Here is a 15,481-nt window from a genome sequence, read left to right on the forward strand (position 1 = left end):
ATTATCATCGGTAGTATAATGACCACAAAGGAGCTTTCATCTTGAGATACTATGTTCAAGACCGCGGAGACCAGTTATCAATTGATCTCAGTCAGCAGTTTCATGCGCTGGCAAAAGAGGAAGGGTTTAAGCTGGATGCAGAATCGCCGGAGATTGTCATCTCCATCGGAGGCGATGGTACGATGCTGCAGGCATTTCACAATTTCATCGACCGCATCCCGGACATTGCTTTTGTTGGGGTTCATACAGGCCATCTCGGCTTTTATGCCGATTGGAAGAAGGAAGAATTACGGGAACTGGTACGATTGATGAGCGGCAAAGGAGACCCGGAACGACTAAAACCCCGGATTGTGGAGTATCCGCTGCTGGAGCTTGAGATTCGTAAAAAGTCGGGCAATACCTCTTATATCGCACTGAACGAATTTACGTTAAAAGGTGTAGACGGTACAGTCGTTGCTCAGGTCGACATTAATGACGTGACGTTTGAGATGTTCCGGGGAGACGGTATCTGTGTATCGACACCTTCAGGCAGTACGGCATACAACAAGGCGCTTGGCGGCGCCATGGTGCATCCCACGATCGAGGCTATTCAGATCGCCGAGATTGCTTCAATCAATAACCGCGTCTATCGGACGCTGGGTTCACCGGTTATTTTGCCGAAGCACCATCACTGTGATATCTTCTCACGCAAGGACCAGCGGTTGTTGCTTACCATTGACCACGTAAACGTTATGGTGGAAGATCTTATATCGGTACGTTGTCAGGTATCCAAACACAAGGTAAGCTTTGCACGTTTTCGTCCCTATCCGTTTTGGAATAGGGTTCGCACAGCATTTTTGGACTAATAACGCAACAAAAAAGCGGTCCTTCTCAGGAACCGCTTTTTGCTTTGGCTTGAGGCTGGTCTTTGCTCTTCTGAAGCACAAAGTACGCACATCCAAAGTTGCAATATTCATTGATATAATCCACCATGCTGGAGATCGTGGAATCCTTCGTGGCTTTGGGATGGTTGTCCCGGTAAAAACCTTTCAACCGCAGCTGACTGTAACCCCAGTCCCCAATAATGTAATCGTACCGCTCCAGCACTTCGCTGTAACGGTCACGGAAGACTTCAGGATTCCAGCCCTCTTTATGGTTTTGCACGATTTCATAATTCTTTCCGCCGATTTGAACAATAACCGGTTCTTTGGGTTTTTCCTGTACAGGCTCCTGAACCGATTCCTGAATCTGTTCTGAACTTTTTTCTTCTTCCAAACCTGTCTCCTCCATCATGCGTGAGATGCCGCCTTTTCACTATTTTTCGCAGCAGATTTCACTTGTTCATGGGCATGGTAGGAGCTGCGGACCATAGGTCCGGATTCCACGTGGCTGAATCCACGCTTCAGTCCTTCCTGCTTCAATGAAGCAAACTCCTCTGGCGGATAATACTTCTCCACAAACAGATGTTTCTCAGATGGCTGCAAGTATTGACCAATTGTCATAATATCACAATCCACAGCGCGCAGATCATCCATCGTTTGCAAGATTTCATGATATTCCTCACCCACACCAAGCATGATGCTCGATTTCGTCGGAATATTTGGCTGCATTTCCTTGGCACGAGCAAGCAATTCGAGTGAACGCTTGTATTTCGCCTTGGCACGGACTCTATCCGATAACCGCTCTACGGTCTCGATGTTATGATTCAAGATGTCCGGTTTGGCATCCATTACAATCTGCAAGGAATCCCGGTCACCCAAAAAGTCCGGAATCAGCACTTCTACGCTGCATAAAGGCAAACGACGACGAACGGCCTTCACCGTCTCCGCAAAGATCGTCGCTCCTCCATCCTTCAGGTCGTCACGCGCCACGCTCGTAATTACGCAGTGCTGCAGATTCATCTGTTCTGCCGCTTCTGCCACGCGTTCAGGTTCCTGCAAATCAAGTTCCGTTGGCAAGCCGGTATTCACCGCGCAAAAACGGCATGCCCGTGTGCAAATATCGCCCAAAATCATAAAAGTAGCTGTCCGATTGGCCCAACATTCGTAAATATTAGGGCACCGTGCTTCCTCACATACTGTATGCAGCGTTTTGGAACGCATCATCGTTTTCATTTCCTGATAGTTATCACCGGTTGTCAATTTAATCCGAATCCAGTCCGGTTTCGGTTCTTTAACACGTTTAGCCAATGCATAAACCTTCTTTCTACTGAAGTTAGGCTGTTGCTCGGAACATATTATACCATGAAAGCGCTGGAAAAACCCCCTTTTGTCACATCTTGTGCATTCATGTCTTACATGGATAAAATGAAGACTTTTGAAGAACGCTAGGTTATAGCTTGGTTCACCGGGCACCATGTGCATTATCTCATTGGAAAGGAGCTGCTTCCCTGTGCAAGATCGCTTTACATCGCGGTTAACTTACTCCTTTTGGATCAAAACATTGCTTGCAGGTACACTGCTTCTCCCATTCTTGCCTGTTGATGTTTACAGTGAACCCACCGCCGCTGATTCCAAACCTCAGGCTGTAGAGCAAAAACCAGCGGACATTTTCGCTTCGCGCCGACATCTATATGAAAGCATTGGTCAGATGACCCAAATTCCCTGGTACAGGCTCGCAGCGATTGATCAATATGAACGAACCATCTCGCGTGCACATCCGAAAGATCGTAAACATCCGGATCGGCTGACCGGTATATTCATGACCCCCCCAGCCTGGAGAGGCTGGCTAAATCCGGATGAGACGGATCAACACCCGGGTTCTATTGTCTTTTTCAATGGATATGGCCGTGACGGTTCTGGTGATGGTGTAGCAGATGCCAATAATGACCTGGACGTACTCTACAGCATGGCTTCCATTGTTCAGAATTATGGGAACAAGCCGGAGGACTTCAACATCGCCCTGTGGGAATATTATCATAACTCCCGGGCTGTGCAGCGCATTCAGCAATTCGCGAAATTATATGAGCATTTTGACAGCCTCGATCTCTTTGGTCACGCCTTTCCCGTCCCTCTCGGAACCAACTATTCATACCGCAGCACCTGGGGAACCAAACGCAGCTGGGGCGGGTACCGTATTCATGAAGGCACGGATATTTTTGCACCGCATGGCCTGCCTGTGCGCAGTACCTGTTACGGTGTCGTGGAAATCAAAGGCTGGAATCCGTTTGGCGGCTGGCGTATCGGTATTCGTGATCTGAACAACCATTACCACTATTACGCTCATCTATCTGGCTTCGACAAAAACGCCCATATCGGCGAAGTGGTTAACCCTGGTCAGGTTTTGGGCTGGGTGGGCAGTTCAGGCTATGGAAAACCAGGTACACAAGGCAAGTTTCCTCCTCACCTGCATTACGGCATCTATCGTGACAGCGGGCTGAATGAATGGTCGTTCGACCCTTACCCGCATCTGAAACATTGGGAGCAGGAAGAACGCAAACAGAAGAAAGCCAAAAGCAAATGAAGCGGAATCAATTAAGTTGAAAAAAAGGATAATAAGTATCTATTTAGTTTTGAGATGATTTTTAATGCAAAGCGGGACCTCCACATAGAGGCCCCGTTTTTTTATTCGATATTTGCCTTTGATTCATTAGTGGTTCACATCCACGTCAAGCTGCAATCCCCCGTTTGGATCAGACAAATCCGGCTCAACCTCCAGTCCATTTCCGTTCAGACCGTTTGCTGGAGCCTGCTGTTGGTTGGGAGAGATTGAATTAGGCGTTCCTCCATGACCGCTCGAAACACCAGTCTGACCCGATGGCAATGCAATCGCGGGTGCATTGCTGCCGTTGCTGCCCACTGGCTTGCCCTGATTATCGTAGTAGTACATCGGCACATCCCCGACCACCAACAGGTAAGATATCGGAATTTCCGTATCGACGGTCTCGGGTTCCATGTCAAAGGGCACCACCACCGCGACTTCGGCAATGATGTGAATGTACACTTCCACCAGAATCATGTTTATACCGGCATTCTGCTGGCGGGTGTTCAAATCCACCTTGACCGCTCCCTGAGGCTCAATACGAACCGGTATACTTGGACCAAAGGATGCCAGTACCGGGCTGCCCAACGCCTGCCCCAGCGGAATTTTTTCTTTTAACATATGCACGTTCTGCAAAGTGGATTGCACGATATTCATCGTACTCGCGGTGATTCGCATATGCTCATCGTAATTCAGCATGAATCCGGACACTTTCCCAGCCGTATCGGTTTTCCAGTCAATCAGTCCTTCGGTGGATTTGCCTTCGGATACCTGCGCGGTAATCGCCTTGTTGATTGCTTCCGTTGCAATTTGCTTCACTCTGATTTTGGCCAGATGCATGATGGGCGGTTTCATTTTCTTATCGACATAGGCAAAACCCTGCATCAAACAGAACGCTGTTACCAATAAAATAATCAACCACATTTTGCGCCTGCCACTTGGCGGCTTGCGGCGTCTTCGGCTTCGCCATCGTCTTCTCATCATCGGGCGTCCCTCCCCTGCGGGATGAGCTATAGGCTATATACTATCCTTATGCACTGTTGTCCCGAAAAAGAAGGACAGCACCTGCTCGTACGGGGATATCATCATGTACAACTAAAAAAGCCTTCCGCCAGCAGATTTTGTCTGCAAGACGAAAGGCTTTTTAATGGAGTACAGGTCTAAAGAATCAAACCCTTGTCCATATTTTATTATTTCGGAACGGACTCCCAATCTTTCAGGAAGCGCTCAATGCCGCTGTCTGTCAGCGGGTGTTTCCACAATGTTGGCAGGAGCGAACCCGGAATGGTCGCGATATGCGCACCAGAAAGAGCTGCATCCTCCACATGTTTGATATTACGGATGCTTGCTGCAATAATTTCGGAAGGCAAATCGTACGTATCCAGAATGAGACGCAGATCGCGAATCAGCTTCATGCCATCCACCGCAATATCATCCAGACGGCCAACAAATGGACTGATGTACGTTGCACCAGCTTTCGCCGCCATCAGACCCTGTGCTGCCGAGAAGATCAGCGTTACATTGGTTTTAATTCCTTTTTGCGTCAGTTCATGACAAGCATAGAGTCCATCTTCGGTCATCGGTAGTTTAATCACTACATTCGGTGCCCACTCTGCAATTTCATAAGCTTCCTTCAACATATCCTCGGCTTTAAGTCCGATAACTTCAGCACTGACCGGGCCTTTAACAACGCCACAGATCTCCTGAATCACTTCTTTAAATACGCGACCTTCTTTGGCAATCAAAGAAGGGTTGGTCGTGACTCCATCTACCAGACCAAGACGTTCGATCCGTTTGATTTCTTCAACATTACCTGTATCCAAGAAAAATTTCATGATATGTTCCCTCCACTTGATGAATTTGTAAACAACTATACTCATCATTACCCGATTATCCGTATATGTTAACAATTATATATAAATTAATTTTTTTCTACAGCGTGGCCGCCAAATTCATTACGCAGTGCTGCGACAACTTTACCTGTGAATGTGTCTGTTTCCAAAGAGCGATAACGCATCAACAGGGACAATGCGATAACTGGCGTAGCAGTTTGCAGGTCAAATGCTGTTTCAACTGTCCAACGTCCTTCACCGGAAGAATGCATAACCCCTTTGATTTCATCCAGGTTAGCATCTTTGGAGAATGCACGCTCTGTCAATTCCATCAACCAAGAACGGATAACGGAACCGTTGTTCCATACACGAGCAACTTGTTCGAAGTCAAAATCGAAGCCGCTTTTCTCCAATACGTCGAAGCCTTCACCGATGGAAGCCATCATACCGTACTCGATACCGTTGTGAACCATTTTCAGGAAGTGACCGCTACCGGCTTTACCTGCATACAGGTAACCATTTTCAACGGAAGTATCCTTGAACGCTGGCTCAACCACTGCCCAAGCTTCAGGATCGCCACCGATCATGTAACATGCGCCATTACGTGCGCCTTCCATACCGCCGGATGTACCAGCATCCATGTAGTGAATGCCTTTAGGTTTCATTTCTTCGTAACGACGGATGGACTCTTTATAGTGCGAGTTACCCGCTTCAATGATGATGTCGCCTTTGGACAACAGTGGGCTTACTTCAGCCAGTACAGCATCAACCACGTTGTGAGGAACCATGATCCACAATACACGTGGGGATTCAAGGGAAGCCACCATTTCTGCATAGGAAGATACGCCTGTTGCGCCGTATTCTTTCATTTCATTTACAGCTTCAGCGTTCAGGTCAAAGGCAACCACTTCATGTTTGTGGTCAATCAGGTTTCTACCCAGGTTCAATCCCATTTTACCTAATCCAATAAGTCCAAGTTTCATTGCTAAGTTCCTCCTGTTATGAACAATGTTTAAATTTCATCTTTGTTGCAGAGCACCAGACTACATTCCCGTTTCGCTGCAACCGTTCCGGTTACGGATCGTTCTTTCGATCGCTGTTGTATCCAAATTTCTTTTCATCAACCTTTAAATTGATGAAATTTGGATACAAAGGCGAAGCATATGCTTCCGGAGTAGCTTTCTTTCAGAAAGCTTTTAGCTTCGCTTCTACAGAATCGATTCCGTCCCCTACACTGCGTCGCTACTTAGGCAAATCAAGTGCGTCCGCCATCTATATTCAAAAATTTTCACAGCCTTCCGGCCCAATATAACCGGAAGGACTTATGCAAAATTGGAACGGTGTACTTCATAGAAATTTGTATATTATCGAGCAGAACAGACTGTAGTGTTCTCTTCTCTGATGCTGCTCTTACATTACTTTTACCACCAACGGTAGCCGTTCTCTGCGATCAGACGATCTGCCGACTCAGGTCCTTGCGAACCTGCGCTGTACGTATCCAGTGGCACATTGCCATCCTGGAATGCTTCCAAGATCGGCTGTACCCATTGCCAAGCCAGTTCAACTTCGTTCCAGTGAGCAAAGAATGTAGAATCTCCGCGCATCGCGTCAAAGATCAGGTTTTCGTATGCTTCCGGAATGTTGCGTTCACCTGAGTTGAAGTTCATATGCATTGGTTCCACTTCGCCTTGGTTGAGTGGGTTTTTCGCATTCAATTGAAGCGAGATGCTTTCTCCCGGACCAATTTCGATCGTCAGCAAGTTAGGCTCCGTTGTATTTTCGGATTCATGACCTGTTTTGAGTGGTGCCTTGAATTCAACAACAATTCTGGTCGATTTTTCAGCCAGGCGTTTACCTGTACGAATGTAAAATGGAACCTCGCTCCAGAATGGATCATCGATCCACAGTCTCGCGGCAACATATGTTTCATTCTGAGAACCAGCTGGAATGCCAGGCTCGTCCAGATATCCAACAACAGAAGTACCTTGCAGTTCGCCTGCTTCGTATTGGGCACGAACGACTTCAGAAGCGATATTCTCTTTCGTCAATGGACGAAGAGCTTCAGCAATCTTCTGCTTTTTGAATTGGATTTCTTCCGGTGTGCAGCGTTTTGGCAAATGCAAACCAATCATCATCAGCAACTGAAGCATATGGTTTTGGAACATGTCACGAAGGGCACCGCTTTGGTCATAATACGCGGCACGTTCTTCAACACCAACCGTTTCACTTGCCGTAATCTGCACATTGGCAATATAACGGTTGGACCACAAAGCCTGAATGACCGGATTCGCGTAGGTGAGAGTTTCAATATTTTGAACCATCGGTTTACCAAGGAAATGGTCAATACGGTAAATTTCTTCTTCCTCAAATGTATTGCTGAGTTTCTCATTCAACTCACGAGCAGATTGCAGATCGTGTCCAAATGGTTTTTCAATGATGAGTTTCTTCCAGCCTTTGGTGTTACCCAAGCCGCTTTCTTGAATGTTCAGTGCGATGGGCTCAAAGAATTCCGGCGCAACCGACATGTAGAACATGCGATTTTCCGGAATATTCAGCTCTTGTTCACGCTTCTGAACCAGTTCCAGCAATTTGGTGTAATCTTCAAGCTTCGTATTATTTAAAGAACAATAACGGAAAGCTCCAATGAAATCGCGAACCTGAGCTTCTTCTTCCGGTGTTTGACGGGAGAAGGTATGCAGTGACTTTTCAACATTCGCCTGAAAGTCAGCATCCGACAATTCACGCCGTCCAAGACCGATAACGGAGAAGGATTTCGGCATTTTCGAATCAATGTACAAATTATATAATGCAGGGTAAATCTTGCGTTTGGCTAAATCGCCTGTTGCCCCGAAGAGGACAAATGTCATTGCGTCCATTGGAGTGCCTCCTGTGATCTGTGCAGTATAGTATATGATGATGCAAAATGTTCAAATCCAAGCATGACAAAAGACGGAATTAGTGGGGGAGTTCCCCGCCTTACCTCCGCTTGTGTATCTGACCTGAATTAAACATGGAACATTCCTTCTCTCCACAACCTTAATCAAGGTTATAAATTGTAACCAATTGAATTGACGTTACCCATATTACACCTGTCGTCACAATTCGTCAACAATCGTGTCTAACCTGTGAACACCAGTGTTTATAGGGTTTTTATTTAATGTTAACGCTTTATGTGGTAACATTAAGAACAATTGGTATGTGACATTTTACACATAGGGCTTGTGGACACTCAGGTTACAATAAGTATACTAATGCTATAATAAGCATAACTAAATCAAAGGAGTACTTTTATGAGCGATGATGAGAATGCCAAGCAAATATGCGAAAAGGTGGAACAGTCTTATCAGATCATTGGCCGGAAATGGGTAGCCCTCATTATTCATACATTGATGGAAGAACCCAAACGATTCAGTGAAATTCACGCTTATATCCCGGACCTGAGCAAACGGGTACTTAATGAACGGATGAAGGAACTGGAGGAAGAGGGACTTGTCGTGCGTCATGTGGTTACGGAACGCCCTGTTCGGACAGAATATATGTTGTCCCGCAAAGGTACAGAGCTGGGGCGCGCATTAAGCGCCGTAGAACGTTGGGCCGATAAGTGGCTGTAGCACGTACTTTTGAGGATAACACTTTAAATTTCATCACGATAATGTACTGACGCTACTTTTAATAACATCAGCAGTTACCCTCATGTGATTTAATATCTGCTGCTACGTTCAAAATGCTGCCGATACTGTAGCGGAGTTGTTCCCGCCGATTTGCGAAATAATTAAATGAAATAAGATCCATTGGGAAATCCGCCCGCCTGCCAACCTCCTCAACGGACAGAGTTGTCGTTTCCAGCAGGAAGATAAGCCTGCTTGAGTCTTCGGGCTGAGACATAGTCGGTAATACTGCTTCCTGCTTCTTGCTGAAAGATCCGGGAAGCATAAGACTTGGATAAGTGGATATCGTCCGCCATATGATCCAGTCTGATTTCATCTACATAGTGCTCTTCAATCCAATGCATCATCTTCTCCGCATGTCTGAATTGACGTGATCCGACCAAGTTAGGTTGCCTCGCATGTTCCCCATCACTTTGTTGATCGCATCCAATTCCGTTCGCTTTGCATTCTTTTTATACTTTTCTTCCATTGAATAATCAAAGCAATTCTTTATTACCTTAGCACTTGATACTTACCTGTATGATGACAACTATGCTAACGTAAATACCGTTTAAGGAGTCAAAGATGACCGGGTATGTTTTAGATTATGTATATTAACAAAAGAGAAAGTCTAACTAGATGCGTCATGATTATGGAATAAAATTTTGGAGCATGGGTATTAATCTTTTATTTTGTTACAACTCAAAAAAAAGATACCAATCCTCACTGTAATATAATGTGAGACTGGCATCTTTATTCTATCTTCTCTAAGACTCCAACTTTCTCCCTAGCGTAATACTCAAATCCTCAAAGTTCTCCACCGCCGTCTTTTTTTCATAAAAATGCACCGCATGTTGCATAATCCCTTCCCTTGTATAGAAAGCATCCTCCGCCTCTAGTGGAAAAGTAACCTTCTCCCCCGTACTGGCCGATTTATAAATGCCTACAATGAGTTCCAGTGTATTCCGACCACTCTTCCCATCCACCAGAAGGGGCGATCCTGTCTCAATGGCGTTTAGCACATTCTCCACTTGCCCGGCATGCCCCACATGAGTAACATCCGGTAATTCTTCAGCAAGTCTCTGAATCTGTTGTTCCAGATCTGGATTGGGTTCTGGGAATCCATTAGTTCGTGCCGTAGAAGCAACGACCCTCCAAGGCGCAGATACCCTGGCCTCTTTACCCTGAAAAATCAACTGCTGATCCTCTCCGTGGTGTACCACGGAACTGGTGATCATACCAAGTGCTCCTTCTTGGAAACGAAGCATCGCCATGGAAATATCCTCTACTTCGGCATTATCATGCGTCGTATTCGCCATCATGGCCTGCAATTCCACCGGAGGCCCCATCATCCAAAGCATCGCATCAATATGGTGTACCGCATGATTAAGCGTACAGCCTCCGCCTTCCTTTTCCCATGTGCCACGCCACCACAGATCATAATAATTGTGGCCCCGCCACCAGAACGAATCGACCTGTACGTGGACAATGGGACCCATAAGTTTGCTATCCAACACATCTTTCAGTTTCATCATCGGTGTCGTAAAACGATTCTGCGCCACAACCGAAAGCAACTTACCACTTTTTTGCGCCGCTTCCAGCATCATATCCGCCTCTTGTAAAGAAGAGGCCATTGGTTTTTCGACAAGCACATGTGTACCTGCATGCAGAAAATCACACGTGATTGGTGCATGGGTATACGGAGGGGTACAGACGGAAACCAAATCAATGTTTTGATCCAGCAATTCATGATAATCGGTAACAGCTTGCGCACCTTTCAATCCATAATCGTTAATTCGCTTTTGTGCTTTTTCCGTATACATATCCACCACAGCTACGATCTGGCATCGTTCAGGAAATGCCAAATACGCTGTAATGTGCGCTGCACTGATTGCGCCTGCTCCAATAATGGCTACTTTCAACATGAATGCATACCTCCCTTATTCCCTTCACAATACACAATAATAAAGCGCTTTTATGCGTTCATCTTGTGATAATATAAAACTATATTGCGCTCTTGAAGAGGAGGTATTCCTAATGTCCATCATCACCGAGGAACAATTTAATCTGGCATTCCGTCGTACCTCCACGACTGCGTTCCGAGAGGTTTTCCACGCTCATTCACAGGTGGAAATCACATATATCCATGATGGATATGGACAGTTGATAACAGAGGGACAGGCATTCCCGCTTGAACCGGGTACGTTGATGATATTCCGCCCTTTTCAGCTGCATCAGATCCAGATTCAAGTCACGAAAGAGCATCCCTTTATCCGCAGCGTACTGATGTATGAGCAGCACCTGCTGAACTCGCACTCTCGGCAATTTGCCGTATCCAATCGTTTTACAATGGACCTTCTCGGGCAAACATCTCCGCTTCAACCGATCCGTCTTTCTGCTTCATCCCCACTGGTCCAGATGATTGAGCAATTTGCCGATATTCTGCCTACGTTGCTTCCACATGTAGCGGAAGAGGATACACGACTCTTTTTACTTGGACTTCTTGCACAGCTTCGCTACCTTTGGAAGGACAGGCAGTATCCCAGCTCTACTGCGCTCCCAACGGGTTCTCCCGTTCTGCATCCTCATGCTGAGGCTGTCATGCAGTGGATTGAAGAGCACTACAACGAAGCGTTTCGTCTGGAGGATATCGCAGATACACTGCATCTCTCGCCCTATCATTTGTCCCACATATTTAAAAAAGCTACCGGCACCACCATCGTTGCTTACGCCCAGGCCACCCGTATTCGTCATGCTTGTGTGTTACTCACAAGTACCACACATACTGTTCCGGAAATTGGCCACCGTGTAGGCATGTCCAGCCCATCTTACTTTTGCAAAGTCTTCCGCAATGCAACAGGCACCACGCCGCATCAGTATCGGCTGAATGTGCAGGGCAGGGGATAAGAAGAGATCATCCGACGAAACGAAAAGGAGCAAAAGGAATGGTTCTCTTTCGCTCCTCCGCTTCCTGAACATTGCCTAATTTACTCACCCTGTTTGCGTACTTCCACTCCCAACTTCTCCAAGAAGGGGAATATTCGCTCGCGTACCTGCTTTAGTTCTTCCTTCTGCTCCGCAGACAATCGTTCTTCATGGATGTTCCCATTCTGATCCATCACCTTGGCCTCATACTGCTTCATCTGTTCATACAACGATTTGAACTCGGTAAACTGCTCCTTGGAAAACTTCGTCTCTGCCATTGCCAGCTGTTCCTTCCAAAATTGCTCCTGGTCCATAGGTTCTTTTGGAGAATCTACACTTGCTGCTTCCAGCTTTTTGAAAAAGGGTTCCAGTTCTGCAGCAAGACGATTAAACTCGGTCTGTTCTGTGGCACTCCATTGCTCGGGGTGCATCTCTCCCTGTTGATCCGCATACTTCAAGGCCATTTGCCCCATTTGCTTCATCAGACCCATAAATTGAATAAATTCCTCTTCACTTAAATGTGCTTTGGCTGTCTGCAGCTTCGCTTCCAGTCTCATGTAATCCTCGGATGTTCCACCCACCGCTGATATATTTTCCTGTGAACCATACATTTCGTTAGCCAAATAGGTATACCCCGCATAGGCTCCAGTAGGAATGATGAGTACAGCAGCCAGCAGTACAATGACCAGCCATCTTTTTCGATTTCTTTTGAGACGTGATTCACTTCGTATAGCATTCATGATTTTATGTTTTGTTTTTTCAGGAATTATCCAATCTTTCGTGTCTTCCTGGAAGGCTGCTCGCAACTGTTCATCTAGATTCATGCAAATCCTCCACCTTTCCTCGAATACCCGCATTCAACTTCTGATTCTGCCTCAGCTTGGTTAATGCCGCATGAATACGCGATTTCACCGTGCCTAGCGGAATGTCCAATATGCATGAAATCTCCTCTTGCGTGTACTCGTTTAAATAATGAAGAGTGATCGCCTGCTGCAGCTTGTACGGCAATCGGTGCACCTGTTCGAGCAGAGGGCGATTCGCCAGTTTGTTGATTAAGTCACCGGAAAAATCATACTCCAGCCCAGTATCAGACTTCTCCATCCGTTTGCTAAAACGAAATTGTGTCAACTGTCTGCGCCGGTAACTTCGGACCTGCCGCATCGTCACACCCATTAACCAAGGACGAAACGCTCTTTCCGAATCGTATCGCTCTAATGACCTGTACGCCTGAATATAAATTTCCTGCACCAGATCTTCCGCGTCAGATGAGTCACGAATCAGAAAACGAACAGTACGATACACATCCATCACCGTTAGCTCATATAACTCCCCGTATGCTTCGTAGTCGCCAGCCCGGGTTAATTCCACAAGTTTTATGTACTTTTCTGTCTCACTCATTATCCATCCCCTTCCTCCTTACACTATATATTGGCATACCAGCTCCATTTCGTTCGATTTATTTATTTACTTTCTCCTACCATACAAAAAAAGCCCATTCCATACTCATCGTTCGAGTTGGAATAAGCTTATATTTTTTACTTCAAATGATAATGAAGTGAATTATTCATGGGCTAAACCATCCGCTGCCTCATTGCCTCGAACAACAAGATCGTTGCCGCCATCGCGGCATTAAGTGACTCAGCCTGTCCCTGCATGGGAATCGTAATCGCATCGTCCACCAGCCGTGCAGTAGACTCCGATATGCCCTTGCCCTCATTACCAATCACAAGCCACACCGATTGTGTAAAATCATAGCTGTAACAGGAATACTCTGCCTGCAAAGACGTACTAACCAACTTTACACCCGCAGCCTTTGCTTCAGGCAGCAACGATTCCAACTGCCCTTCTACGATTGGCAAATGAAACAATGACCCCATCGTCGAACGAATCGTTTTCGGATTATAGACATCCGCACAACCAGCACCGAGCACAACGCCTGCCGCTCCCGCTGCATCCGCACTGCGAATGATCGTCCCCACATTACCGGGATCCTGAACATTGTCCAATACAACGACCAGCCCCTTGGAGGAAGACAACAAGCTTTGCAGCGGCTCACGCCCTTTATGTACAACGGCAAAAACAGGTTGGGGTGTCATCGTATCCGTACACTTGGCGATAACCGCAGGAGATACACTCATCCATTCCACACGCTGAAGTGGAGCCTCCAGTCCAGCCAATTCCTTGGGTACACCCTGCTCCCCATCGTAAACGATGCATTCCAGATCCGCCCCGGCGCGCAGCGCTTCCTGTACGAGATGAATGCCTTCAATAATATATTTATGTTGACGGGTACGGTGCTTTTTCTCCAGCAGTTGTGCCCATTCCTTCACACGTGTATTTTGCGGTGATACAATATCCATCTTTCCATCCTTCCCGTCTGCGGGATTTTTTATCAAAATGTTACATGACGTATTAAAATTTTCCGACCAAAGATTGCTCCATCAACGTACTTATCACTTTGGATACGCAAGCTCCATTTTCGTTAAATGGTCCTTGTGACCAACGATGATTAGCACATCCCCGTCCGCAATCCGATCCTCCGCATACGGAGAGATATTCATCGAATTCCCACTGCGGATCGCCATCACGTTGCAACCAAAACGTGCACGAATATTTAACTCCAGCAGATTTTTACCGATCATTTGCTCGGACGCTCTCATTTCCAAAATGCTGTAATCCTCAGATAACTCGATGTAATCGAGAATGTTTGGAGATGTTAGATGATGGGCTACACGCAGTCCCATATCCCGCTCAGGATAAATAACCTTGTCTGCTCCGATCTTCTGCAATACTTTACCATGAAGCTCATTTTGTGCTTTTACAATCAGAACAGGTACACCCATATCCTTCAGAATAAGGGTCGTGAGAATACTCGACTGAATATCTTCACCAATCGCCACAACGACGACATCAAAATTCCGTATGCCCAGCGCACGCAGCGCTTCTTCATCTGTCGAATCTGCCGATACGGCATGAGTCACCACATTGGACATTTCCTGGGTCCGCTGTTCGTCCGCATCAATTGCCAGTACGTCGAATCCCATGCCGCTCAGCGCATTGGCTACACTTGATCCAAACCGTCCCATGCCAATCACGGCATATTGTTTTTTAGCCATTAGGGTCTAACCTCCCGCTGCACTTCAGCATTACGCATCTATTGGTAGTCCATTTTTCAATTAAAGGGTGAATGTTTACTTAAATATCCTTCGTAGTATACCACAAAGCCCAATAAACTTGAATGCGCTCACGCTTCCCAGGGAACAGTATTAGAGCAGCCGAATATACGAGGAGGGACTTGCGATGCCAATTACATTAAGCCTGCGTGAAGCGATTGTTCATAAGGTTCATGATAAAAGTGATGATCAGCTCCGGGAGATGATCGAAGGTTCTGTAGATGGACCGGAAGCAGCATTACCCGGACTTGGTGCCATTTTCGAAATGATCTGGAAGAACACGGAACCTACCAAGCAGGAAGAATTAATTCAAATCGCGCAGGAGCATCTGCACACCATTCCCGTTCAACCCATCAGATAACTGAAGCCTTGGAGGGAAAGGTACCATCATCACGTTGTTCTGTCTGCAAAGAAAGATTCTGGCTCATTGGTCTGGATGATGCCT

The 15,481-nt window shown here is 46.4% G+C and carries 17 protein-coding genes; 5 read left to right on the forward strand and 12 right to left on the reverse strand.

The features are described 5' to 3' along the window. Window positions 1-41: 41 nt before the first annotated feature. Window positions 42-845, forward strand: a complete 804-nt coding sequence (locus tag ACFVQB_RS26090) for an NAD kinase (protein ID WP_379446846.1) — start codon at window positions 42-44, stop codon at window positions 843-845. 25 nt (window positions 846-870) lie between these two features. Here the strand turns inward: ACFVQB_RS26090 and ACFVQB_RS26095 are convergent, their stop codons facing one another. Both ACFVQB_RS26095 and lipA read right to left on the reverse strand, forming a co-directional pair. After that, the gene (locus tag ACFVQB_RS26095; RefSeq protein WP_379446847.1) at window positions 871-1,272 is read right to left on the reverse strand and encodes a YutD family protein; all 402 of its coding nucleotides are present in this window, start codon (window positions 1,270-1,272) and stop codon (window positions 871-873) included. Then, a complete protein-coding gene (gene lipA, locus ACFVQB_RS26100; RefSeq protein ID WP_379446848.1) occupies window positions 1,269-2,168 on the reverse strand; it encodes a lipoyl synthase in 900 nt (299 codons plus the stop codon). The genes ACFVQB_RS26095 and lipA overlap by 4 nt, the downstream gene beginning before the upstream one ends. A 202-nt stretch (window positions 2,169-2,370) precedes the next feature. Between lipA and ACFVQB_RS26105 the strand changes: the two genes are divergently transcribed. Continuing rightward, on the forward strand, window positions 2,371-3,441 hold the full coding sequence (locus ACFVQB_RS26105; RefSeq protein WP_379446849.1) for a M23 family metallopeptidase: 1,071 nt from the start codon (window positions 2,371-2,373) through the stop codon (window positions 3,439-3,441). A 126-nt stretch (window positions 3,442-3,567) separates the two neighbouring features. On the opposite strand, the gene yunB is transcribed toward ACFVQB_RS26105, so the two are convergent. The 4 genes from yunB to zwf form a co-directional block, all read right to left on the reverse strand. Beyond that, window positions 3,568-4,443: a sporulation protein YunB gene (gene yunB / locus ACFVQB_RS26110; RefSeq protein WP_379446850.1), complete on the reverse strand. Its 876-nt coding sequence runs from the start codon at window positions 4,441-4,443 to the stop codon at window positions 3,568-3,570. A 206-nt stretch (window positions 4,444-4,649) separates the two neighbouring features. Then, window positions 4,650-5,294, reverse strand: a complete 645-nt coding sequence (fsa, locus tag ACFVQB_RS26115) for a fructose-6-phosphate aldolase (RefSeq protein WP_024632668.1) — start codon at window positions 5,292-5,294, stop codon at window positions 4,650-4,652. Window positions 5,295-5,380: 86 nt separating this feature from the next. After that, the gene (gene gnd, locus ACFVQB_RS26120) at window positions 5,381-6,274 is read right to left on the reverse strand and encodes a phosphogluconate dehydrogenase (NAD(+)-dependent, decarboxylating) (RefSeq protein WP_163761027.1); all 894 of its coding nucleotides are present in this window, start codon (window positions 6,272-6,274) and stop codon (window positions 5,381-5,383) included. Between the two features lie 438 nt (window positions 6,275-6,712). Beyond that, window positions 6,713-8,167 (reverse strand): glucose-6-phosphate dehydrogenase, encoded by a 1,455-nt coding sequence (gene zwf / locus ACFVQB_RS26125; protein ID WP_379446851.1) that lies wholly within the window; start codon window positions 8,165-8,167, stop codon window positions 6,713-6,715. A gap of 414 nt (window positions 8,168-8,581) precedes the next feature. On the opposite strand from zwf, the gene ACFVQB_RS26130 reads away from it, so the two are divergent. Then, complete coding sequence (locus ACFVQB_RS26130) at window positions 8,582-8,902, forward strand: winged helix-turn-helix transcriptional regulator (RefSeq protein ID WP_024632671.1); 321 nt, start codon at window positions 8,582-8,584, stop codon at window positions 8,900-8,902. Between the two features lie 209 nt (window positions 8,903-9,111). On the opposite strand, the gene ACFVQB_RS26135 is transcribed toward ACFVQB_RS26130, so the two are convergent. Together ACFVQB_RS26135 and ACFVQB_RS26140 are read right to left on the reverse strand one after the other, a co-directional pair. After that, window positions 9,112-9,342: a hypothetical protein gene (locus tag ACFVQB_RS26135; protein WP_379446852.1), complete on the reverse strand. Its 231-nt coding sequence runs from the start codon at window positions 9,340-9,342 to the stop codon at window positions 9,112-9,114. Between the two features lie 363 nt (window positions 9,343-9,705). Beyond that, on the reverse strand, window positions 9,706-10,863 hold the full coding sequence (locus tag ACFVQB_RS26140; RefSeq protein WP_379446853.1) for a Gfo/Idh/MocA family protein: 1,158 nt from the start codon (window positions 10,861-10,863) through the stop codon (window positions 9,706-9,708). A 112-nt stretch (window positions 10,864-10,975) separates the two neighbouring features. Between ACFVQB_RS26140 and ACFVQB_RS26145 the strand changes: the two genes are divergently transcribed. Continuing rightward, entirely contained in the window at window positions 10,976-11,845 is an 870-nt protein-coding gene (locus tag ACFVQB_RS26145) for an AraC family transcriptional regulator (RefSeq protein ID WP_379446854.1), read from the forward strand. An 80-nt stretch (window positions 11,846-11,925) separates the two neighbouring features. Here ACFVQB_RS26145 and ACFVQB_RS26150 read toward each other — a convergent pair whose 3' ends face one another. The 4 genes from ACFVQB_RS26150 to ACFVQB_RS26165 all read right to left on the reverse strand — a co-directional run bounded on the left by ACFVQB_RS26150 (window position 11,926) and on the right by ACFVQB_RS26165 (window position 14,979). After that, window positions 11,926-12,687 carry a DUF3600 domain-containing protein gene (locus tag ACFVQB_RS26150; RefSeq protein WP_379446855.1) on the reverse strand — a complete coding sequence of 254 codons (762 nt, stop codon included), beginning with the start codon at window positions 12,685-12,687 and terminating at the stop codon, window positions 11,926-11,928. Continuing rightward, the gene (locus ACFVQB_RS26155; protein ID WP_379446856.1) at window positions 12,674-13,261 is read right to left on the reverse strand and encodes a sigma-70 family RNA polymerase sigma factor; all 588 of its coding nucleotides are present in this window, start codon (window positions 13,259-13,261) and stop codon (window positions 12,674-12,676) included. The genes ACFVQB_RS26150 and ACFVQB_RS26155 overlap by 14 nt, the downstream gene beginning before the upstream one ends. A gap of 173 nt (window positions 13,262-13,434) precedes the next feature. Beyond that, on the reverse strand, window positions 13,435-14,223 hold the full coding sequence (locus ACFVQB_RS26160; protein ID WP_379446857.1) for a TrmH family RNA methyltransferase: 789 nt from the start codon (window positions 14,221-14,223) through the stop codon (window positions 13,435-13,437). A 93-nt stretch (window positions 14,224-14,316) separates the two neighbouring features. Continuing rightward, window positions 14,317-14,979, reverse strand: a complete 663-nt coding sequence (locus ACFVQB_RS26165; protein WP_064635682.1) for a potassium channel family protein — start codon at window positions 14,977-14,979, stop codon at window positions 14,317-14,319. A gap of 184 nt (window positions 14,980-15,163) precedes the next feature. Between ACFVQB_RS26165 and sspI the strand changes: the two genes are divergently transcribed. After that, complete coding sequence (sspI, locus tag ACFVQB_RS26170; protein WP_379446858.1) at window positions 15,164-15,397, forward strand: small acid-soluble spore protein SspI; 234 nt, start codon at window positions 15,164-15,166, stop codon at window positions 15,395-15,397. Window positions 15,398-15,481: the final 84 nt, after the last annotated feature.

The sequence above is a fragment of the Paenibacillus sp. NPDC057886 genome, from assembly GCF_042796655.1.
Lineage (GTDB): Bacteria > Bacillota > Bacilli > Paenibacillales > Paenibacillaceae > Paenibacillus.

What these genes read in the sequence shown, in the direction of transcription:
- ACFVQB_RS26095 (WP_379446847.1), bottom strand. Translation starts at nt 1,272, where the DNA reads ATGATGGAGGAGACAGGTTTGGAAGAAGAAAAAAGTTCAGAACAGATT.
- yunB (WP_379446850.1), bottom strand. Translation starts at nt 4,443, where the DNA reads ATGATGAGAAGACGATGGCGAAGCCGAAGACGCCGCAAGCCGCCAAGT.
- fsa (WP_024632668.1), bottom strand. Translation starts at nt 5,294, where the DNA reads ATGAAATTTTTCTTGGATACAGGTAATGTTGAAGAAATCAAACGGATC.
- gnd (WP_163761027.1), bottom strand. Translation starts at nt 6,274, where the DNA reads ATGAAACTTGGACTTATTGGATTAGGTAAAATGGGATTGAACCTGGGT.
- zwf (WP_379446851.1), bottom strand. Translation starts at nt 8,167, where the DNA reads ATGGACGCAATGACATTTGTCCTCTTCGGGGCAACAGGCGATTTAGCC.
- ACFVQB_RS26130 (WP_024632671.1), top strand. Translation starts at nt 8,582, where the DNA reads ATGAGCGATGATGAGAATGCCAAGCAAATATGCGAAAAGGTGGAACAG.
- ACFVQB_RS26140 (WP_379446853.1), bottom strand. Translation starts at nt 10,863, where the DNA reads ATGTTGAAAGTAGCCATTATTGGAGCAGGCGCAATCAGTGCAGCGCAC.
- ACFVQB_RS26145 (WP_379446854.1), top strand. Translation starts at nt 10,976, where the DNA reads ATGTCCATCATCACCGAGGAACAATTTAATCTGGCATTCCGTCGTACC.
- ACFVQB_RS26150 (WP_379446855.1), bottom strand. Translation starts at nt 12,687, where the DNA reads ATGAATCTAGATGAACAGTTGCGAGCAGCCTTCCAGGAAGACACGAAA.
- ACFVQB_RS26155 (WP_379446856.1), bottom strand. Translation starts at nt 13,261, where the DNA reads ATGAGTGAGACAGAAAAGTACATAAAACTTGTGGAATTAACCCGGGCT.
- ACFVQB_RS26160 (WP_379446857.1), bottom strand. Translation starts at nt 14,223, where the DNA reads ATGGATATTGTATCACCGCAAAATACACGTGTGAAGGAATGGGCACAA.
- ACFVQB_RS26165 (WP_064635682.1), bottom strand. Translation starts at nt 14,979, where the DNA reads ATGGCTAAAAAACAATATGCCGTGATTGGCATGGGACGGTTTGGATCA.
- sspI (WP_379446858.1), top strand. Translation starts at nt 15,164, where the DNA reads ATGCCAATTACATTAAGCCTGCGTGAAGCGATTGTTCATAAGGTTCAT.